Origin of the sequence: Paenibacillus sp. CF384 (genome assembly GCF_900106745.1) — a bacterium.
Taxonomy (GTDB): Bacteria; Bacillota; Bacilli; order Paenibacillales; family Paenibacillaceae; genus Paenibacillus_Z.
Genome location: NZ_FNNV01000002.1, coordinates 22,998 through 45,507, shown reverse-complemented (window position 1 = coordinate 45,507; position 22,510 = coordinate 22,998). Strand labels below are relative to the sequence as shown.

The 22,510-nt window shown below is 51.1% G+C and carries 23 protein-coding genes; 19 read left to right on the top strand and 4 right to left on the bottom strand.

Features of this window, described 5'->3' with window-relative positions:
* Positions 1 to 81: 81 nt before the first annotated feature.
* The gene (locus BLW29_RS05950; RefSeq protein ID WP_090977267.1) at positions 82 to 435 is read right to left on the bottom strand and encodes a phage holin family protein; all 354 of its coding nucleotides are present in this window, start codon (positions 433 to 435) and stop codon (positions 82 to 84) included.
* A 220-nt stretch (positions 436 to 655) separates the two neighbouring features.
* On the opposite strand from BLW29_RS05950, the gene BLW29_RS05945 reads away from it, so the two are divergent.
* The 5 genes from BLW29_RS05945 to cysK all read left to right on the top strand — a co-directional run bounded on the left by BLW29_RS05945 (position 656) and on the right by cysK (position 6,676).
* Positions 656 to 3,022 carry an endonuclease MutS2 gene (locus BLW29_RS05945; protein ID WP_090977263.1) on the top strand — a complete coding sequence of 789 codons (2,367 nt, stop codon included), beginning with the start codon at positions 656 to 658 and terminating at the stop codon, positions 3,020 to 3,022.
* Positions 3,023 to 3,040: 18 nt separating this feature from the next.
* Positions 3,041 to 3,460 carry a DUF350 domain-containing protein gene (locus tag BLW29_RS05940; RefSeq protein ID WP_090977261.1) on the top strand — a complete coding sequence of 140 codons (420 nt, stop codon included), beginning with the start codon at positions 3,041 to 3,043 and terminating at the stop codon, positions 3,458 to 3,460.
* 173 nt (positions 3,461 to 3,633) lie between these two features.
* A complete protein-coding gene (locus BLW29_RS05935; RefSeq protein WP_090977259.1) occupies positions 3,634 to 4,179 on the top strand; it encodes a hypothetical protein in 546 nt (181 codons plus the stop codon).
* Between the two features lie 229 nt (positions 4,180 to 4,408).
* Positions 4,409 to 5,737, top strand: coding sequence for an MFS transporter (locus BLW29_RS05930; RefSeq protein WP_256208396.1), 1,329 nt, complete (start codon positions 4,409 to 4,411; stop codon positions 5,735 to 5,737).
* Between the two features lie 21 nt (positions 5,738 to 5,758).
* The gene (gene cysK, locus BLW29_RS05925; RefSeq protein ID WP_090977256.1) at positions 5,759 to 6,676 is read left to right on the top strand and encodes a cysteine synthase A; all 918 of its coding nucleotides are present in this window, start codon (positions 5,759 to 5,761) and stop codon (positions 6,674 to 6,676) included.
* On the opposite strand, the gene BLW29_RS31605 is transcribed toward cysK, so the two are convergent.
* From BLW29_RS31605 to BLW29_RS05910, 3 genes are all read right to left on the bottom strand, one after another.
* A complete protein-coding gene (locus tag BLW29_RS31605; RefSeq protein ID WP_218147090.1) occupies positions 6,673 to 6,921 on the bottom strand; it encodes a hypothetical protein in 249 nt (82 codons plus the stop codon). The genes cysK and BLW29_RS31605 overlap by 4 nt on opposite strands.
* The gene (locus BLW29_RS05915) at positions 6,896 to 7,969 is read right to left on the bottom strand and encodes a CotH kinase family protein (RefSeq protein ID WP_090977252.1); all 1,074 of its coding nucleotides are present in this window, start codon (positions 7,967 to 7,969) and stop codon (positions 6,896 to 6,898) included. Before BLW29_RS05915 ends, BLW29_RS31605 begins: the two co-directional genes overlap by 26 nt.
* 93 nt (positions 7,970 to 8,062) lie before the next feature.
* The gene (locus BLW29_RS05910) at positions 8,063 to 8,788 is read right to left on the bottom strand and encodes a hypothetical protein (RefSeq protein ID WP_090977250.1); all 726 of its coding nucleotides are present in this window, start codon (positions 8,786 to 8,788) and stop codon (positions 8,063 to 8,065) included.
* Positions 8,789 to 9,235: 447 nt separating this feature from the next.
* Here BLW29_RS05910 and BLW29_RS05905 point away from each other — a divergent pair, with 447 nt between their 5' ends.
* The 14 genes from BLW29_RS05905 (at position 9,236) to BLW29_RS05840 (ending at position 22,503) form a co-directional block, all read left to right on the top strand.
* Positions 9,236 to 9,820, top strand: a complete 585-nt coding sequence (locus BLW29_RS05905; RefSeq protein ID WP_090977248.1) for a hypothetical protein — start codon at positions 9,236 to 9,238, stop codon at positions 9,818 to 9,820.
* A 369-nt stretch (positions 9,821 to 10,189) separates the two neighbouring features.
* Positions 10,190 to 10,855: a DUF2642 domain-containing protein gene (locus BLW29_RS05900; RefSeq protein ID WP_090977246.1), complete on the top strand. Its 666-nt coding sequence runs from the start codon at positions 10,190 to 10,192 to the stop codon at positions 10,853 to 10,855.
* Positions 10,856 to 10,980: 125 nt separating this feature from the next.
* The gene (locus BLW29_RS05895; RefSeq protein ID WP_256208395.1) at positions 10,981 to 11,205 is read left to right on the top strand and encodes a hypothetical protein; all 225 of its coding nucleotides are present in this window, start codon (positions 10,981 to 10,983) and stop codon (positions 11,203 to 11,205) included.
* A 14-nt stretch (positions 11,206 to 11,219) separates the two neighbouring features.
* Positions 11,220 to 11,642: a spore coat protein gene (locus BLW29_RS05890; protein WP_090977245.1), complete on the top strand. Its 423-nt coding sequence runs from the start codon at positions 11,220 to 11,222 to the stop codon at positions 11,640 to 11,642.
* 226 nt (positions 11,643 to 11,868) lie between these two features.
* Positions 11,869 to 12,360 carry an Lrp/AsnC family transcriptional regulator gene (locus BLW29_RS05885; protein WP_090977785.1) on the top strand — a complete coding sequence of 164 codons (492 nt, stop codon included), beginning with the start codon at positions 11,869 to 11,871 and terminating at the stop codon, positions 12,358 to 12,360.
* A 13-nt stretch (positions 12,361 to 12,373) separates the two neighbouring features.
* Entirely contained in the window at positions 12,374 to 13,591 is a 1,218-nt protein-coding gene (locus BLW29_RS05880; RefSeq protein WP_090977243.1) for an aminotransferase class I/II-fold pyridoxal phosphate-dependent enzyme, read from the top strand.
* 108 nt (positions 13,592 to 13,699) lie between these two features.
* Complete coding sequence (locus BLW29_RS05875) at positions 13,700 to 13,912, top strand: aspartyl-phosphate phosphatase Spo0E family protein (protein ID WP_240547782.1); 213 nt, start codon at positions 13,700 to 13,702, stop codon at positions 13,910 to 13,912.
* 89 nt (positions 13,913 to 14,001) lie between these two features.
* Positions 14,002 to 15,183 carry an MFS transporter gene (locus tag BLW29_RS05870; protein WP_090977239.1) on the top strand — a complete coding sequence of 394 codons (1,182 nt, stop codon included), beginning with the start codon at positions 14,002 to 14,004 and terminating at the stop codon, positions 15,181 to 15,183.
* A gap of 251 nt (positions 15,184 to 15,434) precedes the next feature.
* Positions 15,435 to 16,010: a cob(I)yrinic acid a,c-diamide adenosyltransferase gene (locus BLW29_RS05865; RefSeq protein WP_090977237.1), complete on the top strand. Its 576-nt coding sequence runs from the start codon at positions 15,435 to 15,437 to the stop codon at positions 16,008 to 16,010.
* Positions 16,003 to 16,968, top strand: coding sequence for an RluA family pseudouridine synthase (locus tag BLW29_RS05860; protein ID WP_090977234.1), 966 nt, complete (start codon positions 16,003 to 16,005; stop codon positions 16,966 to 16,968). The genes BLW29_RS05865 and BLW29_RS05860 overlap by 8 nt, the downstream gene beginning before the upstream one ends.
* A 41-nt stretch (positions 16,969 to 17,009) precedes the next feature.
* The gene (locus tag BLW29_RS05855; protein WP_090977232.1) at positions 17,010 to 17,372 is read left to right on the top strand and encodes an arsenate reductase family protein; all 363 of its coding nucleotides are present in this window, start codon (positions 17,010 to 17,012) and stop codon (positions 17,370 to 17,372) included.
* A gap of 31 nt (positions 17,373 to 17,403) precedes the next feature.
* Positions 17,404 to 18,609 carry an aminotransferase class I/II-fold pyridoxal phosphate-dependent enzyme gene (locus BLW29_RS05850; protein WP_256208391.1) on the top strand — a complete coding sequence of 402 codons (1,206 nt, stop codon included), beginning with the start codon at positions 17,404 to 17,406 and terminating at the stop codon, positions 18,607 to 18,609.
* A 28-nt stretch (positions 18,610 to 18,637) separates the two neighbouring features.
* Entirely contained in the window at positions 18,638 to 19,549 is a 912-nt protein-coding gene (locus BLW29_RS05845; RefSeq protein ID WP_090977229.1) for a 5'-3' exonuclease, read from the top strand.
* Positions 19,550 to 19,779: 230 nt separating this feature from the next.
* A complete protein-coding gene (locus BLW29_RS05840; protein WP_090977227.1) occupies positions 19,780 to 22,503 on the top strand; it encodes a glycoside hydrolase family 2 protein in 2,724 nt (907 codons plus the stop codon).
* The last annotated feature ends 7 nt before the right edge of the window (positions 22,504 to 22,510 follow it).

The following is a 22,510-nucleotide window of genomic DNA, read 5'->3' as shown; positions in this document are numbered from 1 at the left end:
TAGTTATGAACTCCTCTAGTATACCGTTACCGGAAACAAATTACTGTGACGATCTGTTGAATGCTTTACTGCAGCAGCAGCTTAATGTTCACGTCCTGCTTCATACGGGGTGCTGACCGGAATAAACAAGTCGATGATCCCGATTACGAGGGCGGCCAGTATGGCTCCCAGCCAAGTAACTGAAACGCCGCCAACTATGAACTGCGCGACCCAGATGACAAGGGCGCTGCACAGGAATCCGACAATGCCTCGACCAAACGGCGAGACGCGTTTGCCGAAGATGCCCTCGATGATCCAGCCCAAAGCCGCGATGACAAGCGCCAGGAAGAGCGCGCTCCAGAAACCGCCTACGCTAAATTGAGGTACAATATAGCCCACAATCATTAACACGATCGCTGATACAATGAATCTGACCACGTGACCCAGGAAATGCATAGTGAAAAACCTCCTACAAAGTTTTTTGACAAAAGCCTCCTGACCACACTTAGGCGCGTATCGGCGCATGGATCAAAAGCATTGGCCAGTGTTCGGAGAAGCTTACCTTCTCGTGTAGAGGTATTGTTTCCTTTTTTGCTTACTCCATTCATGGAAGCGCTGAATCGTGGCATACACCGCGTTGTTCGGCTATAATAGGAAACGAGAGGGGTGTTCTCGCTTGGACAATAAAATATTACAAACACTGGATTATGCCAAAATTGTATATAAATTAGGACAGCATGCCGCAACCGCGCTTGGAAAATCAGTCGTGGATGCGCTTCATCCGAGCTCCGACTTAGAAAATGTGAAGCATGCGCTGGAAGTGACGGATGAGGCTTACAAAGCGGACCGTCTCAAAGGAAACGCGCCTTTCGGAGGCATTGCCGACATCAAACCATCGCTTCTTCGCTCTCGGATCGGCGGAACGCTGAATCCTGCGGAGCTGCTGGAAATCGCGGAGACGGTTAGAGGCTCGCGCCGTCTGAAGCGACATATTCATGCGCTGCACGACGATCATCCCATCCCGCTGCTTGCCGCTACTGCTGAACAGCTAACGGAGCACAAAGCACTTGAAGATGCGATCTTGATGTGTATCGATGATCAGGCTGAAGTGATGGACAGCGCGAGTGCCGAGCTGGCATCCATTCGCAGAGAGCTTCGCGGCGGTGAAGGTCGTGTGAGGGAGAAGCTGGAGAGCATGATTCGCTCTTCATCCGTACAGAAGATGCTGCAGGAATCCATCATTACGATCCGGAATGACCGCTATGTGATTCCCGTCAAACAAGAATACCGCGGCAGCTTCGGCGGTATTATTCACGATCAATCCGGTTCCGGGGCCACGTTGTTTATCGAGCCGGAAGCGGTTGTTGCGCTGAACAATAAGCTGCGTGAGCTGCGTTTGGCCGAAGAACGTGAAATTGAGAAAATCCTTCAGAAATTAACAGCGCTGACGGCCGAATACGCCGATGATTTGCTGCTCGATTTGGAGCTGTTAGGTCTGCTTGATTTTGCATTTGCCAAAGCGCGTCTCGCTCACTTGATGGGTGCTACGCTGCCTCGAATGAATAATCGGGGTTACTTCAAGCTGCGCCGCGGGCGTCATCCCCTGATTGATCGCGAGCATGTCGTTCCGATTGATGTCGAGCTTGGCAATGATTATACGACGATCATCGTAACCGGTCCGAATACGGGCGGTAAGACGGTATCGTTGAAAACAATCGGTCTGCTTAGCCTTATGGCCATGTCCGGTCTGTTTGTCCCAGCTGAAGAAGGCAGTCAGCTATGCGTGTTTGACGCGCTGTACGCGGATATCGGCGATGAGCAAAGCATCGAGCAGAATCTGAGTACGTTCTCTAGTCATCTTACGAATATCATCCGCATTCTGAAAAATATGACGCCGAAGAGTCTTGTCCTGCTTGATGAGCTTGGCGCGGGTACCGATCCTGCTGAAGGTTCGGCGCTCGCTATCGCCATCCTGGAGCACATGCACAAGCTCGGGTGCCGTATCGTTGCAACGACGCACTACAGCGAGTTGAAAGCTTATGCCTATAACCGCAAAGGTGTCATCAATGCGAGCATGGAGTTCGATATCGCGACACTCAGCCCAACCTATCGCTTGTTGATTGGGGTTCCGGGACGAAGCAACGCTTTTGCAATTGCTGAGCGCCTTGGCTTGCAGCGCGGCATTATCGATCACGCGCGCGGCGAGGTCAGCGAAGAGGATGTACGCGTTGAAACGATGATTGCTTCATTAGAAGAGAATCGGATTGGAGCCGAGGCAGAGCGTAATACGGCCGAAGCCCTTCGCAAACAGCTGGAATCGGAACGCGCTCGTCACGAGAGTGAGCGCCAGAAGTTCGATGAACAGCGGGAGAAGCTGCTGGCAAAGGCGCAAGACGAAGCGCGTGAAGTCATGCTCAAGGCGAAACGCGAAGCCGAGCAAATCATTGCCGACCTGCGCAAATTAGCGCAGGAGGAAGGCGCAGCGGTTAAGGATCATAAGCTGACCGAGGCGCGGCGTAAGCTTGATGAAGCAACGCCTGAGAAGAGCAAATCGTCGAAAGGCCAGCAGAACAAGGCGGCTAAGCCGCAGCGGATCGAAAGCGGCGATGAGGTTACGGTATACAGCCTTGGCCAGCGCGGTCATGTTGTAGAGGTTAATGGCAATGATGCGGTTGTTCAACTGGGCATTCTTAAGATGAAAGTGGCGTTAAGCGACTTGGAGCTTATGAAGCGCGCGGAATCCGGCAAGACGCAGCAGCCTAAGATCGCAGCAAGTCTCAAGCGGACGCGCGATGAGAATGTTCGCTCCGAGCTCGATTTGCGCGGTACGAACCTGGAAGAAGCGATGCTGGAGGTTGATCGATTCCTCGACGAATCGTTCTTGGCCGGTTTCGGGCAGGTTTATATTATCCACGGCAACGGAACAGGCATCTTGCGTTCAGGCATCAGCGATTTCTTGCGCAGACATAAGCATGTTAAGGGCTATCGCCTTGGTAAATACGGTGAAGGCGGATCTGGCGTAACGGTAGCGGAACTTAAGTAAGGCGGGTGGGACTTCGAGATGGAACATGAAATCGACGAATTGCTCAGCAATCGATTTGCAGCCTCGCTTGCTTATGTTTCGGTGACGGTGCTGGCGCTGCTAGTTTTCTTGTATTTCTTTGAATTTGTTACCCGATATAAATGCTGGCAAGAAATCAAACGCGGCAATATGGCAGTGGCGATGGCGACAGGGGGCAAAATCTTCGGGATTTGCAACTTGTTCCGGTTCTCCATCGAAGCCAGTGAAGGCGTGTATCATAGCTTGGTGTGGGCGACATACGGGTTCGGTTTGCTTATTGCTGCTTATTTTTTATTCGAATTTCTGACACCTGTGTTTCGCATTGACGAAGAAATTGAGAAGGACAATCGGGCGGTAGGTTTCATTGCCATGGTTATTTCGATCTCGCTTTCTTACGTCATTGGTGCCACAGTTGTCTAATGTACAGCATCATTCTTGCATGATTACGAAACGGATATGAAACTTATTAACGGCTCGGAGGCTCGACCGATGAAATATTTATGGGGAACTTTATTTGCATTAGCCGCTTTATTTGTTGTTTTTGGCGTCGTTTATTTACTACAATAATTGCGAAATAGAAAGAAGGAATCGGTATGAGCGATACACACGAAGAGCAGCCAATATGTCCATGGTGCCACACTGAAATTGTATGGGACGAAGAAATCGGCCCGGAACGTAATTGTCCGCACTGCGATAATGAATTGTCAGGCTACCGGACGCTGACGCTCGGCGGTGCAGAGCCGGACGAGGAATTGGACGATGAGATGGACGAGGAAGCGGATCTGGACGAAGACAGCTGGGATGAGGATGAAACCCGTGACCTATCGGATCTAAGACCGTATAATCGAGATCAGCTCGCGCTGGAAGAGACGATGGCGCGTATTCTGGATGAACAGCTGGAAGCGCCGGAATGTCCAACATGCCGAGAGTTCATGTTAGAGGCCGGCACGCAAATTATTACGCAAGAACAGTTTAAACCAAGAACACCTGCGGCGCTCGGAGAAACGATTGTTTCGACACCGTTCCAGCTGCAGCTCTATGTATGTCCGTCCTGTTTCCATACGCAGAACCGACTTTCCGTACAGGATCAAGAGCGACTGGTTCAACTGCTGACCAAAGCAGTGGAGCTGGAAGACTAGACTGGCACCTTGGTTCGTGAAAATGCTGCCTGAAATTCAACATTTCATCTAGCTAAGCGACTAAGAGTTCTAAGCGTCTGGTAGGCTGGGAGTTACTCGGCGACAGGCGAGGCGAGCCCATTGATGGAAACTTCTTGTAATTCAGCCTGTTTCGGCATGTTAGGTCTCTAATGGGGGCAACTTACGCCTAGAAAGCTGCAGCATCATGCAGCAGGCGGGAGGGATTCTGTTGGAGCAAGGCAAACATGCTGTGCAATCACGTTGGTTCGCGGGAAAATCTCGGGAGAAGCTGCGGACTGTATCAGGTGGGGGAAGTAAACGTGATTCTACTAGCAGTACATTGGACAGCCAAGCGATATTACTGCTTGCCGTCCAAGCGCTGCTTGGCACCGCGAATGCGCTATCCGGCACGTTTCTGCCGGTTTATCTATGGAAAGCGAGCCAATCCTTCGCGTTAATCGGCTGGTTTAATTTTACGCAGTTTATCGTAAGCGGACTGACGTTCTGGCTGGCCGGCAAATGGGTGAAGGAGCATAACAAAATGAACAGCCTCCGGCTCGGCGTCGCGCTGTCCGGAGTTTTCTATTTTGTCGTACTCATGCTGGGGAAGTCTGCGATTACGTATGTCGTCCCGCTTGGCGTATTGATTGGCATCGGCAATGGCTGCTTCTGGCTCGCCTTTAATGTCGTCTACTTCGAAATTACGGAGCCTGGCAATCGGGACCGATTCAATGGCTGGGCGGGATTGCTTGGCTCCGGTGCAGGCATTATTGCGCCTTGGATTTCGGGCTGGCTGATAACGGCTAACAGCGGGGAACGGGGTTACAGTATTATTTTTACCGTATCCTCGATCATCTTCGCCGTTGCGGTAGTCCTTAGCTTCTGGTTGAAGAAACGTGAAACCAGTGGGAAATATGAGTGGTTTCAAGGACTGCGAGTACTCAAGGAGCGAGGTAATCCTTGGCGTTATGCGGTGCCCTCGATTGTTTCGCAAGGCGTGCGCGAGGGCGTATTTATGTTCTTAATCGGCTTGCTCGTCTACATTGCAACCAAGAATGAAGGGAAGCTCGGCAATTTCTCGCTGATTACCTCGCTTGTTGCATTAGTGAGCTTCTGGCTGATCGGACGCATCATGAAACCGAATCGAAGAAACATGGCGATGCTGATCGGGGCTGTCGCGATTACGGCTGTTATTGGCGTGTTATTCTGGCCGACCAGTTATCGCACGCTGCTCATCTGGGGTCTGGGAACGGCACTCTTCATGCCGCTATATATCATCCCGATGACATCGGCTGTATTTGATCTCATCGGCAGCGATGAGGACAGCGCGCGGCAGCGTGAGGAGTATGTCATTCTTCGTGAGGCCGGTTTAACCGTGGGCAGAATCATCGGAGTAACTTCCTATTTGCTCATCTTACCGTATATCAACCGTTCCCCCTATATTGTTCCATCCTTAATGCTGATCGTAGGCGCCTTTCCGATTGTAGGCTGGTGGCTGATGCGGTCCGTGCTGGGGAGGGTGAACGGCAATCAAGAACGAGCCTCTTCGCGAGGCTGACAATGGAAGGTAGGGCTGGGTATGCCCCGTATTGTAAATAATGTAACGGAGCTGATTGGCGATACGCCGGTCGTTGCGCTCCGCAGGCTGAAAGAGCCGGGAGCAGCGGAAGTGCTGGTTAAGCTGGAGCGATTCAATCCGAGCGGAAGCGTAAAGGATCGAGCGGCTTACGCGCTTATCGAAGCGGGAGAAGCCAGTGGCATTCTCAAGCCGGGTGCAACCATTATAGAGCCGACCAGCGGGAATACCGGTATCGGACTCGCTATGAATGCGGCTGCCAGAGGTTATAAGCTCATTCTGGTCATGCCGGATAACATGACAAAGGAACGCATCGGGCTGCTGAAGGCTTATGGCGCCGAGGTTGAACTGACGCCGGCTGCAGAGCGAATGCCAGGCGCGATCAAACGCGCTTTCGAGCTGCAGGCCGAACGTCCGGGGAGCTACATCCCGAATCAGTTCGAGAATCCGGCTAACCCGGCGATTCATCGCAGCACCACCGCGCAAGAGATCATCCGTCAAACCGGAGGACGCTTGGACGTCTTCGTTGCAACGGCGGGAACCGGCGGCACGATTACGGGAACCGGCGAGGCGCTGAAAGCCGCGATTCCGGGACTTTATGTAGCTGTCGTGGAACCCCTTGGGTCGCCTGTATTGTCGGGCGGCAAGCCGGGACCGCATAAGCTTGTCGGCACTAGCCCCGGATTCATTCCGGCTATTCTGAATACTTCCGTCTACGATAAAATCGTTCAGGTGTCCGATGACGACGCGATCGAGACGATGCGCCGGTTAGCCCGCCAAGAAGGGCTGCTCCTCGGTCCTTCCTCGGGAGCTGCCGTTTGGACGGCAATGGCGGAAGCCCGCCGAATTGGAGATGGCGGGCGTGTACTTTGCATCGCCCCGGACAGCGGCGAGCGATACTTAAGTATGGGGTTGTTTTAGCAGCAGAATGCTGCGTACGAGCAAACCAATCTGTTTTTGGCAGAATGCTGCGTACGACTAAGGTAGGCAAACCAATCTGCAAGCTGAATGCTGCATACGACTAACGTACGCAAACCAATCTGCAAGCTGAATGCTGCATTCGAATCCTTGGATTCGAACGCAAACCAATCAGTTTTTGGCAGAATGCTGCGTACGAATAACGTACGCAAGCCAATCTGCCTAATCCACCCAATTACTAAGCTCATCCAACACAATGGCCCTGCGTTCTTCGATATAGCTGATAAACAATTGCGGCTCATCATCGAAAGCGTATAAGGGCCATTTTCGCGTGAAATCATCTCGAATAGCGGGTCTCAAATTTTCGTACAAGTCGGCGATGATCGGCTCTATGGTTTTGACCGTAAATTTACTGGCAAGTAGATTGGTTAGAATTTTGCGATAGATTTGTCTGTGCGATTTGAAAGCCAATACCTTCTTCGTAAGCGTGTTATATCCTCTTACGTCCACTAAGTCGCTTCCGCACAGTCTTCCATAGCAGTTGCGGCCCCAGGTTCCCTCATAATCCCACGGAATAATACGGTACTTTCCGCTCTTGGTATGATCATACAGAGCGTAGTTCTGATCAAACCCATCATAATTGCCCGTCAAGACAGCGCCAGCCAGCCATTTCAAATATAAATAGATATCGAGACGGTAAGCAAGATAGCTCTTCAAGGAGCTGTTCGCGGGATTGTTAATCCGTTTTACGAAACTTACGAGCTTCGACTTCGTTTCATCGGATCCTTTCATCACACGGTAGCCGTCGAAGAGTGATTCTTTCAACTCGCCGGTTTCCGAGTCGTAGAGGCTGAAGTTCGCTTTATCGTTGACCGCATAGATTAAGGCTTGCGAACCGATGTTTCTTCTTCGGAAGAACGTATCATCAACCGATTCAATTTCCAAATAAACGCCGTGCGGGTAGCCGTTCCATTCCAGCCACATATGTCTGGTTCTTGGCGAGGGCACGTTGATCATATTGAAGAAATGGAACGAGAGCGCATTACGAATCATAGAAGGATCATCGACTTCCGCGTTCCAGTGCAAAATTTGATTGTTTCCATAATGAATTTCATAGGATTTCTTCGGATAATTGCGGGTGTGACCGCCACGGAATCGCAGCTGAGCATCTATCGTCTTTCCGTTCATCTCCAGCTTCACGGGAGCAAATTCATTGCTCCATACATTGGATTCCAGCCTTTTCAAATCCTCGTTGTTGATTGTGATTTTTCGAGTAGGCAGTCCTTCCCCGGACATTAGACCATCTCCTTAGGCAAAAGATAAAGCCTATCGCATTCGATAGGCTTCAGCTTATTTACACTATGCGGGTAGATGTCTATTGGTCACAGATTATCTGCCGCGGGAGCCGTTGGAACCGCGAGAACCCTGGGAGCCGCCAGTACCGCGCGAACCTTGGGAGCCGCCAGTACCGCGGGAACCTTGGGAACCGCCAGTACCGCGTGAGCCTTGGGAGCCGCCAGTGCCGCGGGAGCCTTGGGAACCGCCAGTGCCGCGTGAACCTTGGGAGCCGCCAGTGCCGCGGGAACCTTGGGAACCGCCAGTACCGCGGGAACCTTGGGAACCGCCAGTACCGCGGGAGCCTTGGGAACCGCCGGTGCCGCGAGAACCTTGTGAACCGCCGGAGTTACGCGAGCTGAATGCTACCGGGCCAAGCAGCAACGCGTAAGAGTAACCCCAGGAGCCATTGGTATCTTGTGTTGGCTCAGCGCCGGCCCAACCGTATGATCCGTTGGAGCCTTGAGTACCGCCAGTACCTTGGGAACCGCGCGAACCGTTAGTACCGCGGGAGCCTTGGGAGCCGCCAGTGCCGCGCGAACCGTTAGTACCACGCGAACCGTTAGTACCACGGGACCCTTGTGAACCGCCAGTACCGCGCGAGCCGTTAGTACCGCGGGACCCTTGAGTACCGCCTGTCCCATGAGAACCATGGGAACCTTGTGAACCGCCAGTACCGCGCGAACCGTTGGAACCGCGGGACCCTTGAGTACCGCCAGTACCTTGGGAGCCACGGGAGCCGTTGCTGCCTCTTGTCGATTTATTGTTGTTGTTGGACACTTGAGATTTCATCTCCTTATTAATAGTTTCTATACAAGCTATGTCGCGAATCTAGTAATCGGACTGGGTCATATGCTTAATCTTATAGAAAATAGATATCAATCTAGTACCGCTCACATATGGGATACATATAAATACATTATAAATTGTCTCCCATGATAGATTTCACCGGGGCAAGTAATGGAGGGATGAATGTCGAAGCGAGATGGATGAACCGGTATTTTGGTAGTCGTGATCGTAACGTAATTTGCACCGGTGGTCTACGTGGTACAGGTCAAAATCTATTAATTATGGAGGGATTTTGGTATGGATGTCAGAAACAATGCAGTTAGCAGCAAACCATTTGGAGCGAACCAAGTGGCGGGAACAAACTCATGTTGCGACAATAACAGAAGCCACAAAAGCCACAAGAGTCACAAAAGTCATCATTCGGGAGGTCACAATTTCTTGGAAGCTCAAGTAGGTATGATGGTTCGCATTAATCGCGGCGGTCCTGAGTCGGTAGAAGGTCGTTTACTCGCTGTGAAACAAGGTTACCTGGTTCTGAAAACAACAGGTGGCGTAGTTTATGTCAGCACTGCTCACGTAAAAAGTATTACAGATCTTCCTGGCGGCTCCACTGGTTTATCCCACGCTAAATTTATTGAGGCAGGCAGCTTTGTAGGTGTGCTTCGTGATCTGACTAAAAAATTCGTTCAAATTAACTGGGGTGGACCAGAACGCATCGAAGGCTTCATCGCAGGTGTTGGCAACGACGCATTGCTGCTCGTTGTAGGTCCTGAACTGGTTCAAATCCCGCTGTATCACATCAAAACAGTTAAAACCGCAGGTATTTATGCAAGCAAAGGCAGCAAAGGCAGCAATGGCAGCAGAGGCAACAGCAGCGGCGGATCATCTGGCGGATCTGGCGGATCTGGCGGCAGCAGCGGTGGAAGTGGCGGCAGCGGCGGAAATGCTTCCGGACGCAACAACGCAACGAAGAAAGCCGGTAAAAAAGGAAACAAAAAACCAGGCTACTATGGTGGTAAATAAGGCTGATTGCAAGCCGGGGCTAATGAATTCTGCCAGCCCCGGCAGCAGCCTTGCCGTACCTCTCAATTTCATGCGGTACTAGGTTTCGAAGTTCCGTTCATCTGCTTATCTCTTTATCTCGATGCATAAATTCTACCAGGGCTGCTGTATCTTATTTTCCGCACACAAATACCTAGTCGTATCTCGGGAATGGCAGCTGGTAACGATTTGGCATTTCAGATTGTCGTCGCAGCCCGGGCTGGGTTCTTCCTATGGATCCGGCCTAGGGGTGCCGATGGAATAAAGTTGTCATCCCGGCAGGACTGCTTGCCAGTCTACGCTGTCTATATGCATGAACGCAATTAATAGGATGAGAGGAGGTCGATTTTCATGAAACATCGTCACCCTTTATTAGACCGTTATGTCGAGCTTGATATTTCGGGCAAAACAATTCCTATTCGCGGCAAATTAATTGATATAGGTCAAGATATTCTCGTGCTTCATAACGGTACGCAATTTCTGTATGTTCCTTTAATCCATTTGCAGCAGCTCCGTCTTGCCAAGAGTGAAGCCCAAGAAATCGATGTACCCGAACTTCCTTTCGAACCGCAAAATGATCCCATTTCCTATCGCAAAGTGCTGATGAATGCCAAAGGGATGTTCTCTGAGCTTTATATTACCGGGAATCAGTCTATCCATGGCTACCTCACGAGCGTGATGAATGATTTCTTCGTCTTTTATTCACCGGTCTACCATTCCGTCATTATTTCACTGCACCATCTCAAATATTTAATTCCCTACAATCCTAACGTGACACCGTACACATTGACTCCGGAGCAATTTCCGCTTAAACCATCTCCAATTACACTGGCGCGTACGTTTGATCAACAGCTGAGAAAGCTCATCGGCGAGTTCGTCATTCTGGATCTCGGCGAGAACCCGAATAAGATTGGTGTCCTCAAAGGTCTCGATCAAAATATGATCGAACTATCGACAGCGGGCGGGAATGCGGTATATTTGCACTTCGATCACGTAAAGACGGTCCATCTTCCTTAATAAGTACCATAGTACCCTTCACCGGCTTCTTCCCCCGCATGCGGAGAGGCCGGCTACATAGGAAATGATTTTTGCGGGAATGGTATTCAAGTACTACATGAAATGGAAACACTGGAGGGAATACATTGCTTCAACCGATAACTGCCAAAGAAATGGAATATGTGGTCGATTCGTTGTCAAACGAGGATTTGCTCATCAAACAAAATGCGGTCATGGCCGCTTCGGCGACCACACCAGCGTTAAAGCAAGCAAGTATGCAAATGATCCAGACCCATCAGCAGCACACACAAATGCTGCTTCAAGCGCTCAGCCAGCACCAGCCGTTGGCACCGACACAGCCCCAGAACTAAGGAGGAGGAGCAGCATGTTTCAACAACAGGGACAAGCCCAACCGATATTATCAGATGAAGACCTCGCTTACACGGTCCTGGCAGACCTCAAACGCGTTGTTCGCGAGTATGCAACAGCAGCTACAGAATCAAGCTGCCAAGAAATTCGTCAGCTGTTCACTAATTTAATGAATAGTACGCTGCAAATGCAGGGACATCTTTATAAAATCATGGAGCAAAACAATATGTACAGCGCCTCATCAGGTGCGCTGCGCCAAGAAATCGACAAGCAGCTCAAGCAAAATCAACAAACCTCACAGAAGACGCAGCAGTTTCTGCAGCAATTGAATCTGGGGTATGGCGGTTACCGCAATGCGCCTGTTTACGGTCAATATCATCCGACTCAGCCAGCCAATCAAAGTCCCGGACCGGGAAATTCCAATCCGTATTACATGTAATCTTTGTCGCCCTATAGCTTTCAAAAACAAGAGCTGCCGCGAGATGCGACAGCTCTTGCATTATTTTCAGGTTGACGGCTTCGATGAGTTGGTCAAAGCAGGCGGGCTGCCGCGCTTTTCTACTTTGCAGGATGCTTGGATTCGTTGTAATATAGTCTTTATAGCTATTTCGCATCGCAGGCTTGTAAGCTTTGCGGACGATTTGAAGAATCAGGAGGGTTTGACGATGAATGAACGGAAAATGCAAATACTTGAACTGCTGAAAGAAGATGCAAGACGCAGCGCGGAACTGATCGCGACAATGCTGGACGCACCAGCGGCGGAGGTGAAGCAGGCGATTGCGGAGATGGAGCAGGATCACGTCATCGTCAAATACGCGACCGTTGTCAACTGGAGCAAGGTTGAAGATGAGAAAGTAACCGCACTTATTGAAGTCCAAATTACCCCAGAGCGCGGCCGCGGCTTTGAAGGCATTGCGGAACGCATTTATTTATATCCGGAAGTGAAATCGGTTTATCTCATGTCGGGCGCCTATGATTTGCTCGTTGAGGTGCAAGGAAAAACGCTCAAAGACGTTGCTTCCTTCGTATCCAATAAGCTGTCCCCGATCGATGCCGTCCTTTCTACCAAGACCTTTTTTATCCTTAAAAAATATAAGCAAGACGGCATTATATTCGAAGAGCATGAGGACGACCACCGTCTTCTCGTCTCACCGTAAAGGGTGATTGCTTATGATAAAAGATGAAGAGAAGCAAAGCGGCACGCTGACGCGCCGCACGTCGATGGCTGATTACTTGTCTCCGCAAGTCAGAGGCATTAAACCTTCCGGTATCCGGCGGTTTTTTGACTTAGCAAGCGGTCGTAAAGATATTATTACACTTGGTGTCGGTGAGCCTGACTTTGTAACGCCATGGCATGTGCGCGAAGCATGCGTCTATGCGCTTGAAATGGGCAAGACCCAATACACCTCGAATGCTGGAACACCTGAGCTGCGCGAAGAGATTGGAATCTACATGGATCGTGAATTCGATGTGGCATATAACCCAGCGAATGAGATTCTCGTGACTGTAGGTGGAAGCGAAGCAATCGACTTGGCACTGCGCGCCTTGATTTCGCCGGGCGACGAAATCTTGGTTCCGGAGCCTTGCTACATTTCGTACTCACCAATTACTGCGCTAAGCGGGGGAGTACCTGTCGGAGTAGAAACGTTCGCGAAGGATCAGTTTAAGCTGACGGCTGAATCGCTCCGAGCAGCGATTACACCTCGCTCGAAAGTGCTTATCCTTTGTTATCCGAGCAATCCAACAGGCGGAATTATGACGTATGAAGATTGGCTGCCGATTGCGAAAGTCGTGGAAGAGAACGATCTTATCGTGATTTCCGATGAGATTTATGCGGAGCTTACTTATGGCTCGAAGCATGTCAGCTTCCCTTCGATGCCGGGTATGAAGGATCGCACCATCCTGGTGAGCGGCTTCTCGAAGTCGTTTGCGATGACGGGCTGGCGGATCGGTTATGCTTGCGGACACAGCGAGCTTATCTCGGCTATGCTGAAGATCCATCAATACACGGTTATGTGCGCATCCAACATGTCGCAGGTAGCAGCGCTTGAAGCGCTTCGTAACGGCATGGATGAAAAGAACCGCATGGTGGAATCTTACAATCAACGCCGTCGACTCGTCGTGCAGGGTTTCCGTGATATCGGATTGCAATGCCATGAGCCGCAAGGCGCTTTCTATGCATTCCCATCCATTGCCGGACTTGGCTTAACCTCCGAGGAATTCGCCACGGGTTTGCTGAACGATCAGAAGGTTGCTGCGGTACCCGGCGATGTATTCGGACTTGGCGGAGAAGGTCATCTACGCTGCTCCTATGCGACTTCCGTGAATCAAATTACGGAAGCGATTGAGCGGATTGGCATCTATGTGAGGAAACTTAAGGGAAATTAAAATAGGTATACTCATTTTTGTCAGACTTTGTTATAATTTAATAAAACTTTATAAACGCATTGCACAAGCGTCGTTAGGTTTTGTTGAGTGATGACAGGAGGGATGGCCATGACTTGTGCGAAAACGGGTCTTAAGCTTTTGTCCTCATCATCTATACGCCGATTGGAAGACGAAATATATGCGCTGCGCATGAAGATGGAACAGTCTTATGTCGAAGAAGCGACATTCGGATCAGAGAAAGTGATTGACTTGAGCCGCCGTCTGGATAAGAAGATAAATGAATATATGCAATTCAGAAGAAGCTGGGCGCAGCAGTCGTAATGACTCGTGCCACCGTTTTTTCACCTGAGAGGGGTCCTTAACAGGGCTTCTTTTCTTTTTTGCAACTTGAAGAGGAGTTAAGATTTGCGATGAAATCACCAGCTAATTTACGAATATTCAATTTTTTGTATTTTGCATTATTGGCCATGTTTATTTCGTTTCTGCCCGTCTATCTGGATGCTCAGGGACTTGCTGCGACGAAGATCGGATTTATAATTGGCACAGGGGGCTTTGTTTCGCTCTTCGCTTCCCCGCTCTGGGGAATGATTAGCGATCGGACCAAAACCATTCGAAAAGTTTTGCTACTGCTCATCTTCTGCTCCACTATTGTGGGGTACATGCTCTATGCCTCGGGCAGCTTTATACTGCTTGTCGTCTTTACGATGCTGCTCTACTTCTTCTTACTGTCGATGGATCCACTTACGGAAAGCTTGAATTTCCAAACGGCTGAAGCCAGAGGCGTCAGCTATGGTTCTATTCGGACGTTCGGCGCCTTGGGTTATGCGGTGATGTCGCTCGCTGTTGGTTATGTGATGAAGTATTTCGGCGTTGAAGGGATGGCTCCACTCTTCGCCGTCATCGGCGTAATCAGCTTCATCGTTTGCTTCACTGTAGCGGATGCACCGGCAGCCAGCAAACCGGTGAAACTGAAGAAGCTCGGACAATTTCTAACCCATCGTGAAACGCTGATGTTCCTCGTCCTCATCTTTATTGCGGCTGTCCCGTCGCGAATTAATGATACGTATCTAGGTGTCTATTTGCGAGCGTTGGGCGGTGGTCCAGAGCTGATCGGACAAGCATGGTTCCTCGCTGCCGGGACCGAAATTCTCGTGTTTGCGCTAAGCTTCTGGTGGATGCGCAAAGGCAGAGAATTGGCACTAATCGCTTTCGCCAGCCTATTCTACTTCGTGCGTTTCTTCCTGTCGGCTTGGATTACAGATCCTCATCTTCTTGCGTATTTGCAAGTGCTGCAAATCTTTACGTTCCCAATCTTCTATACCGCAGCCATTCAATATCTGTACCGCATTGTCCCCGAGGAGTGGCGTGCAACAGGCCAAACCGTGTTGGCGCTTCTATTCTTCGGCGTATCCGGCATCGTCGCCTCTTACGCAGGCGGCTGGTTATATGAATCGGTAACCGGTCAAACCTATTATTTGATCATTGCAGGCCTGTCATTCTGCGCGTTGCTGTTTAGCCTTGTTCTGCTTTCCATATATGGGAAGAAGCAGCGGACTGGCACGCAGGAAATGCGCGCCAACTGGTCGGAATGATGTCTGCAACACGAGCATATGTGCTATAGTGGAGCTATTGTGTTTTACGGAAGAGTATTATGCTGAGAGCATAGCGGAGCGGGCGGAATCGTTGTGAAGAAGCGTCAGCGTTCGCCTTTGTCAGCCGGATTTCTACCGATAAATCAGTTATATAATCAAAGAAATCTGGGGGACAACAGCGATCGTAACAATGATCCGCACGCGCAGCGGTTGTGCTTAAAGGCACTTTACGAAAAAGGAAGGTGAGCACCTTGAAACTATATACACGTACCGGAGATAGTGGAGATACATCGGTCAAAGGCGGCCGAGTTCGGAAGGATGACAGCCGGGTTGAAGCTTACGGAACGGTTGACGAACTGAACAGCTTTGTCGGCCAAGCGGCAGCGATTGCCGTTCGTGATGGCTTGAGCGAGCTTGCTGCGGAGCTGACGGAAATTCAGCAGGAGCTGTTTGACTGCGGCTCGGACCTGGCCTTCGCGGACCCGAGCGGGCGCGATTTGAAGCTGACCGATGCGTCAGCTACTCGGCTGGAGAGCTGGATCGATGCGCATACGGCAGCGTCGCCGGAGATTAAACGATTTATTTTGCCAGGGGGCAGTGAAGTGTCTGCTCTGCTTCACGTGTGCAGAACGGTATGCCGAAGAGCGGAACGGCGCATCGTGACTTTGACTGCAGAAGTATCGGTGCACCCGCCGGTAAGTACGTATATGAACCGGTTGTCGGACTATTTCTTCGCGGCTGCGCGTTTCGCGAATGTGAAGCTCGGCATACCGGATACCGAATATATTAGGAGCGCGGACGTGTTTCGCACCAAGAGCAATGACTAATGCTGTCTATTATGAACCACTCACCTTAGTTATCGAAGAAGAGGACAACGGCAAGATCGTCCGTAAGGTGCTGGAGCGCCGTATGGGCGTTTCTCGTAAACTGCTGTCACGACTGAAACAGACTGAGCATGGAATTACCATTAACGGAGAACGCGTTTATACCAATGATCGCGTATCTAGTGGTGACCTGCTCGAGCTTCGAATGGAGCAGGAAGAGTCTACTGATATTTTGCCGCAGCAGATGGAGCTCGATATTGTCTATGAAGATCGGGACCTGCTTATCGTGAATAAGCCGCCCGGAATTGTAGTGCATCCCACGCAGGGGCATTACACGGGGACGCTGGCTAACGGGGTCGTGTATCATTGGAAGCAGCAGGGGGAGAAAGTACGGTTTCGCCCTATTCATCGCCTGGATGAGGAAACATCAGGTCTGGTCGCGATCGCGAAGACGCCTTATATTCACCAGCAGCTCTCGGATCAGCTCCAAGCCGGTGAGGTGGATAAAAGGTACAGAACTTATGTGTACGGCAGTCCGGCTGAGGCTGCAGGCACGGTTCATGAACCGATTGATCGGGATACGGTCAATCCTCATTTGCGCGTCGTAACGCCTGATGGCTATGACTCCATCACGCATTATGAAGTAGAGTCGGTCTACGGCAGCGGTGCGGCAACGAAGCTGAACATAAAGCTGGAAACAGGCCGTACGCATCAAATTCGGGTGCATATGAAGCATATCGGCTGTCCGCTGCTTGGGGACAAGCTCTATGGGTATGCAGGTGAGGACAAGCAAGCTGAGGCGCCGGAAGTGGCGGCTTCGCTGGAAGCGTTACTGCAGCGGCAAGCGCTGCATGCTGCGATATTGTCGTTTACGCATCCGATTACAAGAGAGCGAATGACGTTCGAGGCGGCGCTGCCGGAGGATTTGCGGCAGCTCGAGACCGAGCTTCGGAAACTATAACGATTACGATAACAACCATGAACTGGAGATAGAGATACGCCATGAAGAAGCTGACAATCTACGAATATCCGAAATGCGGCACCTGCCGCAGTGCAATCAAGACGCTCAAAGGAATGGGCTATGAGCTGGAGTCGCATAACGTGTTTGATACGGCGCCATCCGTAGAGACGCTGCAAACGATTATTGCCAATAGCGGCCTTGAAGTGAAGAAATTCTTCAACACCTCAGGCGAGGTATACAAAGAGCTGGGTCTGAAGGATAAGCTGCCGGGGATGACGGAGCAGGAGAAGATTGAGCTTCTTGCTTCGAACGGCAGATTGATTAAGCGGCCGATCGTTACGAATGGCAGCACGGTAACCGTAGGTTTCAAGGATGAGGATTACGATCGTGTTTGGGGCAACTAGCGGCGCAGAGAGCTAAGGAGGTACTCGTCAGGTGACAACTACGAAAGAATGGCGTGCGGATCGATTGTCTGAGCTTGGCTCGTCAATATTTGCCGAGGTGGCTGAGTGGAAAAGAGAGGCTGTGCGCCTTGGGATGAACGTCATTGATCTTAGCATCGGAAGCCCGGATTTGCCGCCTTCGCTGCAGATTCGGCAAGCCTTAAGCGATGCCGTGCTGCGTGAGGATGTGTACGGATATCCAGGCTCCAAGGGGAGCGTGAAGTTCCTCCGTCAGGCAGCCGATTGGCTGGCGTATCGATTCGGCATTGAAGTCGATCCGGAGCATGAGCTGCTCTCCCTTATGGGATCGCAGGATGGACTTGGACATTTGGCTCTATCACTGTGCAATCCGGGAGATATTGCGCTGGTTCCTGATCCGGGGTATCCGGTCTATATGGCTGGACTTGCGGTTGCAGGCGTGGAGCCTTATCGGATGCCGCTGCTTGCAGAGAATCGGTTTTTGCCTGATTTTGAAGCGATTCCCGAGGATGTGTGGAAGAGAGCCAAGTTTATGCTGCTCAATTATCCAAGCAATCCGGTCTCGGCCGTTGCGGATATCCCATTCTTCGAGCGCGCCGTCTCTTATGCCAAACGTCATGGCGTATTGATCGTGCATGATTTGGCTTATTCGGAGATGGCTTTTGACGGGTATAAACCTCCTAGTATTTTGCAAGTTTCGGATGCAAATGAAGTAGCGGTAGAGTTTCATTCACTATCGAAGAGTTTCAATATGGCGGGCTGCAGAATCGGTTTCCTGGCAGGCAATCAGAAGGCGATAGCTGCGCTGCGCGAGTTGAAAGCGAATATCGATTATGGCGTATTTCTGCCTGTCCAAGAAGCGGGCATCGTTGCTCTGCAGCAGGATATGCTAGGGGATCAACCATCGGTAGGAGCTCTCTATGAGACAAGGCGTGACGTATTCATTGAGGCACTTCGAGAGCAAGGATGGGAGATTGCATCACCTAAAGCTACGATGTTTATATGGGCGAAGCTGCCTCCTATGCAGTGGCAATTGTCGGAGCCTTGGACATCGCGTCGCATTTCCCGGGAAATGCTCGAACGGACCGGAGTTGCCGTCATTCCCGGAGATGCCTTCGGCGAGCAAGGGGAAGGTTATGTCCGAATTGCTTTGGTAGAGAAGGAAGCGCGGCTTATTGAGGCTGCTGAACGAATCGGGAGATTCATCAGGGGCGAATAAATAAATGTGACAGGGGAGAGATATGGGGATGCAAGAAACGAACAACCGCAGAGTGCTGCTCGTGGACGGAATGGCGATCTTGTTTAGAGCCTTCTATGCCACGTCTTATACAGGCTATATTCGTAAAACAAGTGCTGGGCTGCCGACGAATGCGGTGTATGGATTTATACAATATTTTTTCGATGCAATCAATACGTTTAAACCGACGCATGTTATTTGTTGTTGGGATATGGGCAGCAAGACGTTCCGAACGGAGCAGTTCGCGGATTATAAGGGAAATCGGGGCGAGGCACCGTTGGAGCTTATTCCTCAATTTGATTTGGTCAAAGAAGTCGTAGAGGCAATGGGCATTCAGAACGTGGGTGTCGTCGGTTTTGAAGCTGATGATTGCATCGGCACATTAGCGACGCAGCTAAGCGGTGAAGCAGAGGTTTACGTCCTGACCGGTGACCACGACATGCTGCAGCTGGTAAGTGAAACGGTGAAAGTGGTCATCATGAAGAAGGGTAAGCTGAATTACGCCGTCTACGATTTGGCGCTGCTTCTGGAAGAGAAGCAGCTATCGCCGAGCCAAGTCATTGACCTGAAAGGCTTCATGGGCGACACAAGCGACAATTACCCCGGCGTCAAAGGCATCGGCGAGAAAACAGCGCTCAAGCTGATTCTCGAATATCAATCGATCGAAGGCGTGCTGCTGAACCTCGATAAGCTGCCTGAAGGCGTTCGTGGTAAAATCGAAGCGGATCTCGATATGTTACACTTGTCACGGGATTTGGCGACCATTCGCCTTAATGCACCTGTACGCTGCGAACTGTCGGCTTGCTCTTGGCAGATCCAACACGAAGCGGCGACACGTAAATTTGAAGAGCTTGAGTTTGGTGGTCTGGTTAAAATATTAGAAGGTCATCCGACCTTCAATTTAGATTTATTTTCGGTATAGTGAATGTCAATAGAAGCCGCGGAGCGTCAGGAATTTGGACGCTCCGCGGCTTTTTTGCGTGCAATCAGATTGGAAATGACTGCTTGACAGACAAAAATCTCCCATGCTAGTCTGTAACCGCTACCAACTTGGGGGGACTCAGGCATTCGGAGGGGGGAGAAGGAACAACGAGGTTGGAACTAATTATCAGCATTACGTAGGATCATTGAGGTCGAAAGGGTGAGTGATACATGCTGCAGCAATCGGTAAGATTGACGGAAAACTGGAAGCTGTTATTTGATTTTGACCATCAATATGGGAGTCCCTCAGAAGCGCTTGCCGCGAGCGAATGGCAGGAAGCGCAAGTGCCTGGCTGTTGGGATGTGCTGACGGATAACAAGCTGTCGGACGGGGCTGTATGGTATAAGCTGTCGTTTGAGGCGTCTGCAGAATGGCAAGAACAAAGAACGGCTTTGGACTTTGAAGGCGTGAATTACTTCTGTGAGTTATGGCTGAATGGAGAGCGGATCGGCGAGCACGAGGGAGGCTGGAGCGGCTTCCGAATCGAGACAGGTGAAGCGCTGCATGCAGGCGGAACGAACGAGCTGGTTCTTCGCGTGTACAAGCAAGGCGACAAGTATCCGCTGCGGCAATGTCTGGCCGGATTTCTGCCGGATGTAGGCGTCATCTTCGGCGGGATATGGAAGCCGGTGAAGCTCGGTGTCATTCCGGAAGCCGAGCTTGCGGATGTGTTCGTTCAAACACTGCCGGGCACGGAAGCAGTGACGGTCAATTATCGCTTAGAAGGCGAGTCCACTGAGGGAACATGGACGATTCACGCCGTTCTTCATGCGCCGGATGGATCGATCGCAAGCGAGGTTACGCTTCCGATATCAGTCGCCGCAGCTGATAACACCGGCGTCATTGAGATTCCGGCGGGAGCGAACATCAAGTTGTGGTCCCCGGAGAGCCCAGACCTGTATAAGCTTTCATTGACGCTCAAAAGAAACAGCCAAGCGGTAGATCGATACGAGCATCGTTTCGGGGTGAAGTACTGGTCCATTGAAGGTGAACAGCTGCTGTTAAACGGCCAGCGCATTCATCTGCGAGGTATCCTTCATTGGGGCTGGTATGGCGATCTAGTCGCACCGATACCGGATCGCGAAGCCATCCGCACGGAATTGCTCCGGCTGAAGGATGGCGGCTTTAACATGGTCAAGCACTGCTTATATGTGCCCGTTCGCGATTATTTCGAGCTAGCCGATGAGCTTGGTTTCGTCATCTGGCAGGAGCTGCCGATGTGGCTGCCGGAGGTAAACGAAGAGTTCAAAACGCGTGCATTCAAGCAGTATGAGGCGATCATTAAGGAAATTCGCAGCTACACCTCGATTGGGGTATGGACGCTGGGCTGTGAGCTGAACCATGAGGCGGACGCTGATTTTCTGAAAGATCTGTACGAGCAGGCAAAGCAGTTAACCAATGGGGCAATCATACGCGACAACAGCGGCTCAGGAGAATGCTACGGAGGTCTACTGAAGGAATATGCCGACTTCTATGACTACCATTTCTATACGGACGTTCATTTCTACCCGGATTTGCTGAGTCGGTTCGCTTCGCCTTGGCGGGAGAAGAAGCCATGGGTATTCGGGGAGTTCTGCGATTACGATGAATTCAGGCCGTTGTCTGAAGTGATACGGCGCAAAGGGGAGAGACCATGGTGGCTGAAATCCGATCCTACTGTCAACCCTGTAGCACGAGATGCGCGCTGGCAATATCACCGCCAGGATGAGAAATTAGCGATGCTTCCCCTGCCGTTTACGGAAGAGGAGCTCACAGCCAACGCACGCGAAAGCGCGTATGTATACCGCAAATCCGTGCTGGAACAAGTTCGAGCGTACCCGCACATCAATGGCTATACGCTGACGTCCATTCAAGATTCCGGCCTTGCATCAAGCGCGGTGTTCGATGATTTTGGAGAGTGGAAGCAGCCGCCTGAGCGTTTCCGGCAAATTAATGGCGCGACTATGATTACGGCAACCTGGGATGCACGCAGAAATTGGATTAACGGCGGCGACCGATTGACGACATGGGATCCGAACAACTATGCCTCGGGCGAGTCAATCAGACCGCATCTTGCGGTGTCGCATTATGGTGCGGAAGCCATTCACGCAGCTATGCTTCGCTGGACATGGATTGTTGACGGACGCTCTGCGAACGAAGGTACGCGTGAAGTCGATAAGCTTCGAGTAGGAGACTTCAAGGAATTGGCTGTTGCGGAATGGACGCTTCCCGAAACACAAACAGCGCTTCAAGTGGTGCTTCAAGTAGAGCTGGAGTCGGAAGGGCGCATTGTCGCGACCAACTCGTGGCCGATCTGGGTGCTGCCGAAGGCCGACCGATCCGAGTCCCAGCTTGCCGCTATTGCAGTTGATGATGCGAACGGATTGTTCCGTGAATGGGCAAGTCTGCATCCCGCCATTCGAACATGGTCGGAGATTGGCGATAGCCTTAACGATAACGTTCAAGTGCTGCTTACTTCCAGATGGACGGAGAAGATGGACCGCTACGTCGCCGCAGGAGGCAAGGCGTTGTACATAGAGCGAGGATACGGCCCTCTTGCTGTTAAGCGTGCGCCATTCTGGCGGGAATCGCTGCAGCTGTTCCATGACCATGCGATTATGAACGAGTTTCCGCATCAGGGCCATACATCGATGCTCCTATTCGGGCTCGCAACCGATATGGTCTTCGACCGTTTGAAGCTTGGTGAGCATAAGCCAATCATGGACCGGTTGGATGCCAGAATATTTGAGCTTGACCGTTACATGATCGAGGAGCGAATCGGAGATGGAACTCGAATTGCGACCACACTGCGTTTGGAAGGCGGTCTAGGTAGCCAGCCTGACGGACTTGAACGTAATCCGGCTGCACTTTATCTGCTCGATTGCACGTTGGATTACCTGCTTCCGAGCAACTAATATCCCG